We start from the raw sequence: 15,457 nt of genomic DNA on the forward strand, positions 1-15,457 counted from the left end.
TTATGAAAACAACATACAAATCTTTTTTAGCCGCTGTCATGCTGTTTCTCTCAGCAACAGCAGTACTGGCTCAACAGCAGAAAAGCGGTTTGGTATGCGATGAGCGCAATAATCCTATAGCAGGCGTTGTTGTTAGTGTGAAGGGTGCTAATACATCTGTTGTTACCGATGCTGAAGGCACTTTCCCTCTTACTTTTGAAAATGGCGACGTGCTAACTTTTAAGCATATCGGCTATCTGTACAAGGAAGAACGCTACTCGTCTTATAAAACAAAGACCTATACTGTTCATCTTACTGAGCGTTTCAAGGACGAAGAGAAACCTCTTGTCCTGTTTGATGGAAGTACTCGTTCCGTCGATGCCAATCTGGGCAGTGTATCAACCGTCTATGGAAAGGATATGGAGAAATACCTCTCTACTGATATTCTGACTTCGTTGCAGGGACGTATGGCGGGTTTTAATATCTCACAATATCGTGGTTCCGACTTGCCTCGTACCTCAGTGAATACTTCTTCCGATCTTATTGGATTCCGTCCGGCCAGTTACGGTCAGACACCCTTTGGTGATAACACGCGTTTCTCGCTCAGTGCGCGCGGCATGTCGCCTGTGGTTATTGTCGATGGCGTGGAGCGTGAACTACTTTCGCTCGATCCCGAAGCTATTGAGTCGGTAACATTGCAGCGCGATGCACTTTCTTCTATGTTCTTAGGAATGAAAAGTTCGCGCGGTGCCCTCATCGTGACCACGAAGAATCCTATTTCTGGGAAAATGCATTTCAACTTCACTGGCAAGTGGGGCATTCACAGCAGTGTGAACGAGCCCAAACCTGTTTCAGCCGCTCAGTATGCTTATCTACTGAATGAGGCATTACAGAATGATGGCCGTGCTCCTATTTACAATGCTGCTGACCGAGATGCTTATGCCAATCAGAACGACCCTTTTATACATCCTGATGTAAACTGGTACGATGAGTTGATGAACAATCATGCTCTCTCACAGAGTTACAACCTGAATGTATCAGGTGGAGGTCGTGTGGCACAGTTCTTCGTTTCGTTAGGCTATACCAACGAGGAAGGACTTTTCAAAACCAATGATGAGAATGGCTATAATACCAATCTCGATTTGAATCGCTATATGATTTCGTCGAAGGTGAATATTAATATTACCGATGATTTCACTGCCACGATGACGGCTATTGGACGTGTGATTGAGGGCAATCAGCCTGGTGGTTCAGGCTCCGGTTACAGTGACCTGCTGTTGAATATGTGGCGAACTCCAAACAATGCTTATCCTGTGAAGAATCCTGACGGCACTTGGGGCGGTACCATGGCTCATACCAATAACCTTGCTGCCCAGGGATTTGAGTCTGGCTATATCAACGATAATACTCGTGATGTACTTGCAACCTTGAAACTGAAATATGATTTCAATAAATTGGTGACGGGACTCTCTGCCAAGTTTGCGGGAAGCGTGGCCCAGCAGACACGTACGGCCATTATCCGTACTAAACAGAATCCAGTATATAATTTCAGTATCGTTGATGGCAAACCGACCTATCTGCTTTATGGAAATTCAGTAACTCAAAGTAATAGTTTCCGTGCCGTATCGACCTATCAGAACCTGTATGGTCAGCTCTCGGTTGACTACGAGCGTCAGTTCGGCAAACATCATCTGAAAGCCAGTGTGATGGGTGATACCCGTCATGAGGTTGTTCAGTATGACCTGCCTATGATTCCAAGCAACATCATGGAGACTGTTCAGTATGACTATGCCGGTCGCTATTTCCTCCAAGCCGCTACCACACAGAGCTATTTCAACCGATATGCACCCGACAATCGTTGGGGTCAGTTCTTTGCCTTTGGCGCAGGTTGGGACATCAGTCGTGAACAGTTTATGCAACAGGCCACATGGTTAGACAAACTGAAACTACGTGCCACCTATGGCCATACAGGTAATGGTATTGACAATTCTGGCTATTACCAGTATCGTCAGCGCTTCTCGCAGAATGCCACGGCAGCCTATCCGCAGGGGTCTTCGCAGAGTACCAATGGCGGTATCTTTACTACTGAGACAATGCCTATAGCCAATCAGTATATTACCTATGAAAAGGCTCATAAACTAAACATCGGTCTTGACTTCGCTTTGTTGAACCGCCGGTTGTCGGGAACTATTGAATACTATAACGATAAGTATCTGGATCTGCTCCAGACACGAGGTAAGAGTATTGAACTGATGGGTGCAACCTATCCCACGGAGAATATCGGTCGTTCGCGCCGACAAGGTTTCGATGTATCCCTTACATGGCAAGATCATGTAGGCCCATTGAACTATTATGTATCTGGTTCATGGAGTTTGGAAAAGACCAAACTGCTGTTTATGGACGAGCAGGAACAACCCTACAATTACCTTCGTCAGACAGGTCGTCCTGTGGGTGTAATCTATGGTTTGCAGGCTATTGGCTTTCTCTCAGCTGAAGATATAGCAAATGGATATCCTGTGATGGAGGGTACTGAGGTTCAGCCTGGAGATGTGAAATATGCTGATTTGAATAGCGATGGGATTATTGATGAATATGACCGTTGCGTGATAGGAGGTGATAAACCCTTACACTATTTCGGTTTGGATATGGGATTGGAATTCCATGGCTTCGAATTCTCAATGATGTGGCAGGGCGTGTATAATCGTGATCTTTACGTGAACGACCGTACTCTGGTTGAGGGCTTCCAAAGCATCGGTAATAGTTATGGTCAGGCTTACCAGAATATCATAGGACGCTGGACCCCTGAGACAGCCTCAACAGCCACTTATCCTCGTCTGTCTGTTGGTGGAAATACCTATAACTACGGAGGTTACTACAACTCGTCGTTGTGGATGCATTCTGGTAATTTTATTCGCCTGAAGAATATCTCCCTGGCTTATAATTTGCCCGAGACTATCTGTCGTAACTATTTGAGTGGGCTTCGGGCTAAGGTTTTTGTCAATGCCCAGAATTTAGTAACTTTCTCGGCTTGTGATCTTGTTGACCCAGAGGTGTCGTTCACTTCATCGCCTCTGCAGCGTTGTTTCTTCACAGGCATCAGTCTCAATTTCTAAACACGAAACGGTATGAAAGCTAAACATTATATTTTCTTACTCCCGGCGGCATTTGCCGTTATACTCACATCGTGCATGGACGATTATGAGCCCCTGCCGGCCGATGAGTTCACCACCGACTATCTGTTCTCTACTACCGACTCGCTGGGCACACAGGCACGTCAGTACTTGAACAGTATCTATGATATTATGGAGAATGGCCACAACCGTGTGGGGGGTGACTATCTTGATGCCTCTACTGACGATGCCGTCAGCATCGACATGGATGGCGAACCCGATGTGTTGCGTTTGGCTACCGGGCGCTATACTGCCAGCAACCGTGTGAACAGTGACATGCGATGGGGTGAGTATTATACTGGTATTCGCAAGGTCAATGTACTTATATCAGGTATAGACCGTGTACCTTATCGCGCTACTTATCGCAATGCGTTGGGACAGACGCGCAATCTTGGAGTATCTTTCAAGGCTGAGGCTCGTTTTCTGCGTGCCTGGTTCTACTTCCAGTTGTTGCGCCGTTATGGCGGTGTGCCTATCGTGGGCGATAAGGTGTTTGATTTGAACGATGATATGGAACTGCCTCGCAACACCTTTGCTGAGTGTGTTGACTATATTGTGAAAGAGCTCGATGATATTCAGGATTCCCTACGTAGTGTGGGCACATTGACCAATCTGGCTGAGTTTGCCCATACTCCTACTAAACAAGCTTGTCAGGCTTTGAAGTCGCGTTTGTTGCTCTATGCAGCCAGTCCGCTGTTCAATGGCAATACTGTTGAGGCTGGCAATCCATTGGTGGGCTATCCCGACTATGACGCCAATCGCTGGAAGGTGGCTGCCGATGCTGCCCGCGATTTTATTAATGGCGCAGGTCATAAGGGTAAGGATAGTATCACTCTGACCGACGATGTACGTGACGTGTTCCTGAATTTCTATAGCTATGGTTCAAACCCCGAGCTCATTTTCTTCCGTCAGAACGGTCAGAGTACAAGTGTTGAGTCTAACAATGGCCCTCTTGGGTTTACTGGCACTCGTTTAGGACATGGCCGTACCTGTCCTACTCAGAATTTAGTTGATGCCTTCCCCATGGCCGACGGCCGTAAACGTGGTGACAGTCCTACCTATGCCTATAGTGATGCCAATCCTTACAGTAATCGTGATCCTCGGTTGGACATGACCATCCTCCACAATGGCAGCACATGGTTAGGCACTACCCTTGAAACCTGGCAGGGCGGAACCAATAATCCCGCCAATGGTGCCGACTATTCTCTCACCAGTTACTATTCGTGTAAGTTCATGGGTAAGTTCGAGAAAGCTAGTGAATACAGTTCTGTATATCATTTGTGGGTGATGTTCCGCTATGCCGAGATACTGCTGAACTTTGCTGAAGCCGAGAACGAAAGTGTAGGCCCTACGGTCGATGTTTACGATGCGCTATATAAATTGCGCGATCGTGCCGGCATCAAGCGAGGCAACGTTACGGGCTATCGCTATGGCTTGAAGCAGGACATGACTAAGGATGAGATGCGTGAGGTGATTCGCAATGAGCGCCGTATAGAATTGGCTTTCGAAGAGCACCGCTTCTATGACATTCGCCGTTGGCGTATTGCCGAGCAGGTGTTCAGCAAGCCTCTTCAGGGTATGCAGATTGTACAGTCCACAGGTGGCTTCACCTACAATCGTGTGGATGTGCTGAATGTCAGCTTCAACACTCGCAACTATCTCTATCCCATTCCCTATAGCGAAGTAAACAAGAACAGGAACATGGTTCAGAACCCTAATTGGAAATAGTACTTATGAAACGACTCATATTTTTTCTCGCAGCGCTGAGCATCAGTATGCTCTCTATGGCGCAATCGCTCACACTAAGCGGACGAGTAACGGCTGCAGATGGCGGTGATGAAATGATTGGTGTCACCGTCAAAGTGAAGGGCACCAATCGTGCTACGGTAACTGACTTCAACGGTCGATATACCATTAAGGCCAGTCAGGGCGAGCGACTGGTGTTCAGTTATATTGGCTATCGTGAACACAATGTTACTGTGGGCACTAACCAAGTGGTTGATATTGTGATGCAGCCCGACAACAGTGACCTTGAAGAAGTCATCGTTGTGGGCCATGGACAGGCCAAGCGTATCACTATGACAGGTGCCGTAAGTGCTATCAACGGTAAGGAATTGCAGAAAGTTCCAGTGAGCAGTGTGCAGAATACATTGGCTGGTAAACTGCCTGGCTTCTTCTCGCAGCAGCGTAGCGGCCAGCCTGGTAAGGATGCTTCCGACTTCTTTATCCGTGGTGTCAGTTCATTGAACAGCGATGGTAATAAGCCTTTGATTGTGGTCGATGATGTTGAATACACCTATGACCAACTGTCGCAGATTAATGTAAACGAGATTGAGAGTATCTCTATCCTGAAAGATGCTTCTACTACCGCTATCTATGGTATTAAGGGTGCCAATGGTGTTCTTGTGGTAAAGACTCGTCGTGGTGAGAGTGGAGCTCCAAAAATCAATGTCCGCATGGAAACGGGTGTTCAGATGCCTGTGCGTACTCCAAAATTCCTGGGCAGTTATGAGACCGCCCAATTGGTAAACGAGGCCTATCAGAACGATGGCCGTCCAGCCCTTTTCACCGATGCCGATTTGGAACATTTCCGCACTGGTGATGATCCTTATGGTCACCCAAATGTGAATTGGTACGACGAAATCTTCAAGGAATCAGCCCAACAGTCTAACGTCAATGTTGACGTGAGTGGTGGTTCAGAGCGCTTGAAATACTTCGTGTCAGTAGGCTATTTCAGTCAGGATGGTCTGGTGCGCGACTTTGATTCTGGCGACGATTTGAATAGTAACTATCGCTATCGCCGATTCAACTTCCGTTCAAACCTCGATTTTCAGGTGACTAAGAATCTGGATATGCGCCTCGATATTACTTCTCGCTTCATGAATATCAACGAACCGCGCGGTATTAATGCTACAGGCGAAATCTACAATTTCTCGGCCATGCACCCTTATTCGGCACCAGTGATGAATCCCAATGGTACCAACAGCTATCTTTATGATACTGATTCACGCCGTCCTACACTCAACGCCCGACTGGCCAATGAGGGATATGTTCGTTCGCGTCGTAACGACAACAACCTGCTCTATCAGGCCAACTGGAAGATGGACTTCCTCACCAAAGGCCTGTCTTCAAGTGTGCGTCTGGCCTATTCGACCATCGATGAGAATGCCCGTTCGGCATGGCGTGGTGAATTCCCCACATGGCATTACAACTCGTCTAACGATACTTACACTATCAATCCGGATAATGTGTTTACCAAGGGTGTTCCTGCTATCACTGTCGAGCCTCGTACCGCCATTAAGGATATGAACCTCATGGCTTCGGTCAACTACCAGCGAGTATTCAATGATGCCCATGATGTGAGTGCCATGTTGTTCTACAACCGTGAGAGCACTACCACCGAACTGAACACTCCTGGATGGGTAAGCGAGCCTAAGGTCCCCGAGAAATTCATGGGAACAACAATCAAACTCAGCTATAAATACAAGAATCGCTATCTTGTTGACTTCAACGCTGCCTACAATGGTTCCGATCGTTTCAGTGAAGACAATCGTTTTGGTTGGTTCCCTGCTGTTGGTTTGGGATGGGCCATTTCTGAAGAGCCATGGTTTCAGAAACACGTAAAGGGCTTCGACCTGTTGAAGATTCGTGCCAGTTACGGTCTGGTCGGCTCAGATGTGGCTATGGGCAACCGTTATCTCTACAATCAGGTTTACGAAAAGGGACGTGACTACTACTTTGCCGAATACGAGGAAGAACACTTCCCCGGCTATCGCGAAGGTGCCTTAGGCAATGACCACGTGACATGGGAAAAGGCCAAGAAATTTGATCTCGGTATTGATGTAAACTTGTGGAATTCTGTATCATTCACTCTTGACTATTTCTACGACAAGCGCTACGACCAGTTGGTTTATCGTAACGATATTCCCTTGATGCTCGGTGTGGGCACGTCGCCTGTCAACATAGCCCGCACTACCAATCAGGGTATAGACGGACAGATAGGCTATCGCAATCACTGGGGCGATTGGGGGTTCAACACCAACTTCGTATTCTCTTATGCTAAGAACAAAATTGAGTATATGGCTGAGGCTCAACAGATGTATCCCTGGTTGGCACAGACAGGCCACTCTATTGGTCAGCAGTTCGGCTATACTTGGGACGGATACTATACTCCCGAAGATATTGCTCTTATCTCAACCGGAGCCGACAATGCACCAGCCGTGCCCAATACCGATGTGCCTGTTCAGGCTGGAGATCTGAAATACAAAGACCTCAATGGAGATCACGTGATTGACGACTATGATAAGAGTGCCATCGGACTGCCCAATCTTCCCAATACAACACTCGGATGGACTGTTGGCGGATCGTGGAAAGGGCTCACGCTGAGCGTGTTGTTCCAAGGCTCTTTCAACTATAGCTTCAGTGTGGTGGGCACTGGTATTGAACCTTTCAAGAGTCAGTTTCAACCCCTGCATTTGCAGCGATGGACCAAGGAACGCTATGAGAGTGGCGAAAATATTGACTTCCCCCGTCTCACCAGTAACCCCTCGACAGTGAACAGTGCAGCAGCCTACATGTCTGATTTTTGGCTCATCGATGCCTGGTATATTCGCTTGAAGACCATCGACCTGTCGTACGATTTCCCCCGCAAACTCACCCCTCGCTTCCTGAGTTCGCTGCGTTTGTATATGAATGCGTACAACCTGTTCACCTGGACCAGTTATGACAAGTACCAACAGGATCCGGAAATTCAGACCAACTCTGCCGGTGATGCCTATATGAACCAGCGAGTACTGAACTTCGGCGTGTCTGTATCTTTCTGATTTGCCTCTTAGAATAATATTAGTATAAGGAAAGTTCACTAAGAAAAAGTGTCGCAACGGAAATTCCCGTTGCGACACTTTTTTATAGATGATTGTCTGATTACAGACAAAATGTTTTATTTCACAAGTACTCACTAATCAGTGTAGCATCATTGAAATTAGAGTAATTTTTTTCATACTCGTTTTGTTTAATTAAATCCGTTAGTTTTTTTTAAACTTAATGGCGTTGGTGATGCAAAAGTATACAATATTTATAAATTTGCAAAACTTTGAGCTGTGTCTTGATTAAAAGTGTACGGAAAACGTCTATTTTCTTCGAAATTGTTAGTTTTAGTGTGTAAAAATTAGACCAATTTATATAATTAATGGGTCAAACGGTTTTGATTGAGCTGCAGGTTTTTGGTGGTTCGTTTATTATGTCTTATCTTTGTCGTCGAAAATAATAAATCAGCTATAAATTGCTAACAAAATAAATAGTAAGAAGAATGAAAAAGAAAAGTTTATTTCTACTTTCACTGTCGCTCATGGCAGTGATGGGGGCGGGTGCAAAACCTGTACTCCCCGAATTGTTTACCAGTAATATGGTGATGCAACAACTGGCTGAGGTGCCCGTTTGGGGAACAGCCAAGAAAGGAAAGGTGGTGACTGTTACGGCATCGTGGAATCATCAGACGGTATCTGCCAAAGCCGATGAGAACGGACGTTGGAAGGTCACTCTGCGTACCACTGAAGCCGGAGGTCCCTATACGGTGACTATCAGCGACGGTCAGAAAGTAACCCTCGAAAATGTGATGTTAGGCGAGGTGTGGCTCTGCTCTGGACAGTCGAACATGGAGATGCCTATCGATGGATGGGGACGTGTGTTGAACTTTGAAGAAGAAAAACAGGAGGCTAATCAGTATCAGAATATCCGACTGCTGCAGATGAAACGCCATGTGGAAACACAACCCAGCGATGAGGTAGTGACCACAGCAGGAGGATGGCAAGTATGTTCAGCTGCCAGTGTAAAAGAGTTTTCAGCTACGGGCTATTTCTTCGGTCGCGACATCCATAAGTATAGAAATGTGCCCGTTGGACTGATTGATGCCTCATGGGGAGGAACTTTCATTGAACCGTGGACGAGTGCCGACGCTTTGGCCCAATATCCCGAAATGCGTCCGGAAATAGCAAAAGTGCAAGCTATTCCAGCCGACAAACAGCAACAGTTGGCTTTCTATAGTGCCACGATGAGCGAGTGGGGCAAGAAAGAGAAACTGACTGATCCTGGCTATAAGAACGGCAAAGCTGTTTGGGCTTCCACTGATTTCGACGACTCTAAATGGAAAACCGTGGATGTGCCCTGCGAGTGGGGAAAGATGGGATTAGGAGATTTCGATGGTGTGATGTGGTATCGCCATGTGGTGAACATCCCCAAGTCAATGGCCGGAAAAGACTTGGTATTGTCGTTGGGATGGGTAGATGACATCGACTACACTTTCTTCAATGGCGAGTCTGTGGGTGAGATGTTCGACTACGGACTGGACAGAAAATATACCATTCCCGGTCGCTTGGTAAAGGCGGGCCGCAATGTGATAGCCGTGCGAGTGATTGACATCATTGGTGGAGGTGGCATCTATCATGATGCGGCAAGTCTGTATCTTGAGCCTGTAAAAGGAAAGAAGAATCTGCGTATCAGTCTTGCCGCTCAGTGGCGCTACAAGCTGGGGGCTGAATTGAAAAACATGCCTTCGTTCCCCAATCTCCGACTAAATCAGCCCAATCAAGTGAATGTACTCTACAACGCTATGATCAATCCTATTATAAAGTTCCCAATTCGTGGTGCTATCTGGTATCAGGGATGCAATAACGAGCAGAAAGGCTATCAGTATCGCGAACTGTTACCCCTGATGATTCGCGACTGGCGCGAAAAGTGGGGCAAAGACTTTCCGTTCTATATCGTTCAGTTGGCCAATTTCCGTCAGCAGCAGAATGAGCCTGGTGATGACCTGTGGGCTGAGGTACGCGAGGCACAGGCCATGACTGCCCAGCATGTAGAAAACTCAGGACTGGCATGTACCATTGATATTGGAGATGCTTTTGATATTCATCCACGCAATAAGCAAGAAGTAGGACGCCGATTGGCTCTGCAGGCACGTGCCAAGACCTATGGCGAGAAGATTGAATACAGCGGACCTGTGTATAAAAACTATCAGATTGAAGGCAGACAAATTCGTATTTTCTTTGATCATGCTGAGGGCCTTACTGCCCGTAATGGCGAACAGCCTAAGGGCTTTGCTATTGCAGGTAGCGACCGTAAGTTCTATTGGGCTACGGCTCGAATTGAAGGAAACAGCATCGTAGTGAGCTGTCCGGAAGTGAAATATCCTGTGGCTGTGCGCTATGCCTGGCATGAGAATCCTATCTGCAACATTCAGAACAAGCAGGGCTTGCCTGCCGTTCCTTTCCGTACCGATGATTGGGCAGGCAAATCATTCAACGTAAGAAAAGCGTTGTAGAGTGAAGAATCTATTATGACAACATGATTTTTGCTTAGAGGCCTTTCAAGCCAAGAGTGATATAAAAAAGAAGAAGCGAGAGGTAATCGATGCCTCTCGCTTCTCTTGTTTTGCTTCAAAAGTTAGCGAAGCAGTGTGTAGTTGTAGTATTTATTTAACGATGAATTTCTTTCCGTTGCGGATGTAGATACCGCCAGGCAGACCTTCGGCCGTTTCGTTGGCAGTGCGAACCTTACGGCCACGCAGATCGTAAATGGCTTTAGGATCGGCATTGTTGTCACGGCGCAGTTCGCTTACACCCAGTTCGATGCTCTTCACAATCAGCAGGCCTTCACTGATGCGTGAGGTATCCCAATCGATGCCGCCCTGCATATCGAACTTAGGCGTACCGCTCAGCTTCTTGGCCACAAATACGCGGATGCTGTCGCCAACAGCCAGTGTGTTGGAACTGCTGGGCACAATGCGGATCGTTCCGTTCATGGTCAGCGTGTTGATACCTTCAATAGATGTACAGCCGTTGGCAGTGGCAGAAGCATTCTTGCTGGCACCAATCACTAATAGTGAATTTGAATTAAAGGTAACACTCTTGTTGTTGAAGAAGATGCTGCCCGAAACAGCTCCGTTGTATGAGCCTGGACGAACCTCTCCCTGTACCGTAACAGAACTGTTGCCGAGTGGATTGGTTGACTTGTTGGTTCCTGAGAGAATGGCGCCCGATTGAATAGTCAGTTTGCCTGTACCCAGTTTAGCGGAACTTCCAATCTTCAGTTCGCCTTCCGTAATAGTGGTGGTGCCGCTATTGGTATTGGCTCCATTCCAAGTGATTCTACCTGTGCCCACTTTCTGGAAGTTGGCGTTGCTGGTGATACGAACCGTTGTAGTCCAGTCGGCATCGTTACCCACCTTCCATGTGTTGGCGCCTGGCGTACTGTTGTTGTCAAAAGCACAACTGCCGCCCAGAGAACCGCTACCAGTCACCTTACCGATATGGAAGGTGCGACCATTATTCTGAACCTCTACTTTCTCACCGATATCCATAGTACCCTTTGGCATGCTGCCATCCTTGCTCATAGTGAAGCGTTCCAGCACGGGATCGTCCTGACTTGAACGTGGAACAATAGTGCCTTCAAACTCGCTGAAGTCCATGGCAATGGGAGTACGTGTAGCATACCAGCTAGAACCCTTGATAGTGGTGCAGAAGATAGTTAATGTGCCTTCACCCGTCACCTTGTTTGTATAGGTAGAACTGTTGGCCAGATACCAGGTTCCTTTCTTGCTCTTGGTCACGTTAACGGCGTAGCTGGTACCAGTATTTTCACGCAATTCACCGCCTTGATAGATAACCGTCTTCGCAGGCACATTGGCGTTCAGACATTGAACGGTTCCGGCGGTGAGTACCATGCGTTCCAACGATGGATTCGACTGGCTCAGCTTCATCCATCCGGCTCCACGCTTGGTCATCTGTGTACCAGACATGGCTGCTGATACAAAGAAATCGTTGGTGTTGTTGATGACACCGCCTTGCTCAGTTTCAAAGCGGATGGGCGAGCCATTGGTTACGGTAGCTGTGGCGCGCAGTTCGCCACCATTCTCAATAATGAACTTGTTGGCATTCGTTGTCATGGCGCCAAGGTTGCCCTTAGGCTGATTGGCATTGGCCAGTGATTTAACGATGACAGTACCGCCCGAGATGCGGTTGCCGCCAGTGTAGGTGTTATCCGTATGAATGGTGAGACTGCCTTTGCCGTTCTTCACCAGTGTAGTTTTTCCTTTCAGTTCGCCGTTGCCTTTCAATGTATATGCACGGCTATTCTCGAAGAATACAGTGTCGGCTTCGAGTTGTGTGTCGAGTGTGATGTTGAAGATGGAAGCTTCGTCATTGAAGAGAACGTCATCGCCGGTTACGAAACCTACGCTCTCCTCGTTTTTGGTGAAATTTTGAGTTTGGTCGAGATCCCAGACACCGCTCTCGCTACCATTCCATGTGATGGTGGTTGCAGAACGCATGTTCTCTATGTTCAGGTATAGCTTGCCTTCTTCCCATACAAGAGTAGCCTTCTGGGTTGTGCTCATACCCTCTATGCGGATGTCTTCGAGTTCGCCTTCTATTTTCTCAATCTCGCCAATGAGATAGCGGCCTGTAGTCATCTGACCATCGCTGTTGCGTCCAATAAACTGGAACACAGGTACCATAAATTGTGGACCATACTGCCAGTTTTTCTTCTCAATGGTCATTATTTTTGCTTTCACTTTGTCGGCCTTCAAATCTTCGCCGCTGTCGTCAAGGTCGAAAATGATGCGTGAACCGAAGCCAAGGAGCAGAGAGTCTGTGGTAACGGTTCCAATAGCACTCTCGTGGCCAGGACGCAGTTTGGCATCGTAGTCCATCTTGATGCTGCGGAACGTACCGTTGGTGTTCAGCTCAGCAAAGCGGTTTAGCCAGAGTGGAGAATTTTTCAGCGTGCCGTCAAAATTCAGTGTACCTGCCCAGATGCTGGTCTCACCGGTATAGGTGTTGTCGGTGGCTGGCAGGGTGAGAATACCATCGCCCTGTTTCACCAGTCGCATGTTGCCCGAAAAGGCTGCTCCTGATACCTCGCAGGTATAGTATTTGTAGTTGATCTTTGCACCGCCATTGGTGATGTTGCTGTTGGTGCCTTGAACCCAAGAAGGAATGTTGAAGGTTACCATATAAGGATTGGCTCCTTCGGCCACACTGATCTTTGTGTCGGCATATTCGCACATCAGCACGTGCTGGTCGTTGTATGAAGCATCAATGCTGCCGCCATTGTTTATTTCCTTACGGCCCGTCATCGTGAAGGGTGGGGGAGCAACTGTGATGCCTTCCAGTTCGCCCAGGAAGTAGCTGGCGTGAGGAGGCTGGTTGTAGCCCATTGTTTCCCATACCATTCCCTGACGGTACTGATGGTCGTGCCAAAGCGTGTAGTTGCGGTATTTTGTTGCTAAATTAGTAGTGTACACACGTACAAATTTATTATCTGCTGTACGCACAACGATTTCTTCACGCCAGTCGCCCAGAATATCGCCAGTAGATGATGGGGTGTTCTTTGTCCAGTTGCAGTTGGCAGTACCATCGGCAGTAAACACAATAGAGCCGTCGCCTTTGAACACTCGTGCAGCACCTTCGCGTGAGTTGGCACCGTCGAGACCTTCTTCGAGCAGGTCGCCATCCCAATAGATGCGGAAGTTATTTGTAAAACCGCCGGGGCCGCCATCGATAGGCTTGTCGGCCACGCAAGAGATAGTACCCGACTGACTTGAATGGCCAATAGCTCCAGGATAGTTGTTTGAGAAATTGCCACAGAGCGCACGGCCGTCATCGCCAGTGCTTACCATGCGGTAGTATATTTTCGAAGTGGTAGCGTTGCGGTAGTTCATGGCAGGCTCGTCCTCGTTGCAGGCGAATATTTCCTGTCCGTGACGATAGGGGTCGAAGTCGGAACAGTGCTGGGCATCGCCATGGCCAAGACCGGTAGTGGAAAGTCCCTTACCATTGTCGTCTATCACCATAGAACCAAAGCAGATCTCATCGCGGCCGTCCCAGTCAACATCGGCAATACCGAAGTTGTGATAGCCGTTGCCATACCATGGATCGCCCCAACCGCCGTTGTTCGACCATTCCCAATAAAGGCTCAACTTGTGGGTTACAGGGTCAACACTGAAGGCCTTCATGTGGTGTTTGGTGTAGCATCCGCGACCAAGGAAAATATAAGGTTTGCGACCATCCAGGAACGGAGCACCGAAATAGTGCTTGGTGGCACGGTGGCCATAACCGTCACCCCAGTCGTTCACATCACCACGAGCCACAGGATAGGTAATCCAATTGGGCGAGCTGGCCGAACCAATCTGGTAAGGCTTGCCAGTGGCACCCTCCAGATACAGTAGGTATTCAGCACCTGTATTGGTGTAGGCAGCATTGTTGTCATCGTGGCGAACAGTGTTTCGGGTATTCACGTTCATGTTGCCAATATTGACAGTGGTACCGTCCGAACAGTGAATAATCATATTGTCGGCACCACGCATCAACACCTCGGCTTTGCCGTCCTGGTCCCAGTCGTAGCCTACGGCGTCATACTGTTCGTCAGGACCGCTTACCATATTTGGGCCTAAGTCTATCCACCAAAGGCGGTCACCCTTGATGTTATAGACTTCGATATGGTTATAGCGAGTCTTGTTACTGATAGGATAGTTGCCTTCAGTCTCGTTATAGTCGCCACCGTAGTTGCGCTTCATGATAAATTCTGAAACGCCGTCACCGGTGAGGTCGGCCAAGGCAATATCGTTGATGTTGCAATCGGCAGTCATGTCTTTGCCTTCACGGTCGGTCACAGATGCTACTGCAAACTGGATGTACTGCTGGTTCAAACGGGTCACAGCAGCACATTTTTCCTGCTCCTTGCCTCGAACCACTGCAGCCACCTGATACTTACAGCCGGCCTTACCGTTGGGGTCGGTAAAGTTTGAAACCTTCAGAGGGGCATCGTTCACCTTCTGTCCGTCACGATACAGGTTGTACTCGGTGTCGTAGTATTCTTCACCGAAAATACGCCAGCTCACAAAACTTCCATTGCCAGAGGGAACAGCCACCAGTCCGCGATCGAGTTTGTCGGTAGTACGCTGTGCCTGAACACTTGATATGAGTGTTAGCAATAATACTGTTAAGATAAATAGTCGTCTCATTCTTGTGGGTAGGATTGTTATGTTATTATTTTATAGTTTTACGAAATATAAAGGTTTGAGTAAAAAACAGTCAATTCTTTTGTCTTATAGTTAGTCGCTGCAAAGGTAAATAATAATAATGAAACGGCAATGCTTTTTATGGAATAATTGTATTTTTTACACAAAATAGTCCATGATATAGTCTTTATTATTCCATCTATATAAAATTAATGATTTCATTAGTTTGCTAGATGGTCAGTCGTGGGAAATATATGTCAAAAGCCGCTGAAAGTGTATATATATACCGTTT

At 47.5% G+C, this 15,457-nt stretch carries 5 protein-coding genes; 4 read left to right on the top strand and 1 reads right to left on the bottom strand.

The features are described from left to right. Positions 1 to 2 precede the first annotated feature (2 nt). The 4 genes from L6475_RS03530 to L6475_RS03545 all read left to right on the top strand — a co-directional run bounded on the left by L6475_RS03530 (position 3) and on the right by L6475_RS03545 (position 10,467). On the top strand, positions 3 to 3,092 hold the full coding sequence (locus L6475_RS03530; protein ID WP_237822547.1) for a SusC/RagA family TonB-linked outer membrane protein: 3,090 nt from the start codon (positions 3 to 5) through the stop codon (positions 3,090 to 3,092). Positions 3,093 to 3,104: 12 nt separating this feature from the next. Next, complete coding sequence (locus tag L6475_RS03535) at positions 3,105 to 4,877, top strand: RagB/SusD family nutrient uptake outer membrane protein (RefSeq protein WP_237822549.1); 1,773 nt, start codon at positions 3,105 to 3,107, stop codon at positions 4,875 to 4,877. 5 nt (positions 4,878 to 4,882) lie between these two features. Beyond that, a complete protein-coding gene (locus tag L6475_RS03540; protein WP_237822551.1) occupies positions 4,883 to 7,972 on the top strand; it encodes a TonB-dependent receptor in 3,090 nt (1,029 codons plus the stop codon). Between the two features lie 485 nt (positions 7,973 to 8,457). Beyond that, positions 8,458 to 10,467 (top strand): sialate O-acetylesterase, encoded by a 2,010-nt coding sequence (locus L6475_RS03545; protein WP_237822554.1) that lies wholly within the window; start codon positions 8,458 to 8,460, stop codon positions 10,465 to 10,467. 150 nt (positions 10,468 to 10,617) lie between these two features. Here L6475_RS03545 and L6475_RS03550 read toward each other — a convergent pair whose 3' ends face one another. Further along, positions 10,618 to 15,168 carry an autotransporter-associated beta strand repeat-containing protein gene (locus tag L6475_RS03550; RefSeq protein WP_237822556.1) on the bottom strand — a complete coding sequence of 1,517 codons (4,551 nt, stop codon included), beginning with the start codon at positions 15,166 to 15,168 and terminating at the stop codon, positions 10,618 to 10,620. Between the last annotated feature and the right edge of the window lie 289 nt (positions 15,169 to 15,457).

Origin of the sequence: Prevotella sp. E9-3 (genome assembly GCF_022024015.1) — a bacterium.
Classification (GTDB): Bacteria; Bacteroidota; Bacteroidia; order Bacteroidales; family Bacteroidaceae; genus Prevotella.

Bases quoted from the DNA above. Each gene is read 5' to 3' on its own strand.
- L6475_RS03530 (WP_237822547.1), top strand. From the start codon at position 3: ATGAAAACAACATACAAATCTTTTTTAGCCGCTGTCATGCTGTTTCTC.
- L6475_RS03535 (WP_237822549.1), top strand. From the start codon at position 3,105: ATGAAAGCTAAACATTATATTTTCTTACTCCCGGCGGCATTTGCCGTT.
- L6475_RS03540 (WP_237822551.1), top strand. From the start codon at position 4,883: ATGAAACGACTCATATTTTTTCTCGCAGCGCTGAGCATCAGTATGCTC.
- L6475_RS03545 (WP_237822554.1), top strand. From the start codon at position 8,458: ATGAAAAAGAAAAGTTTATTTCTACTTTCACTGTCGCTCATGGCAGTG.
- L6475_RS03550 (WP_237822556.1), bottom strand. From the start codon at position 15,168: ATGAGACGACTATTTATCTTAACAGTATTATTGCTAACACTCATATCA.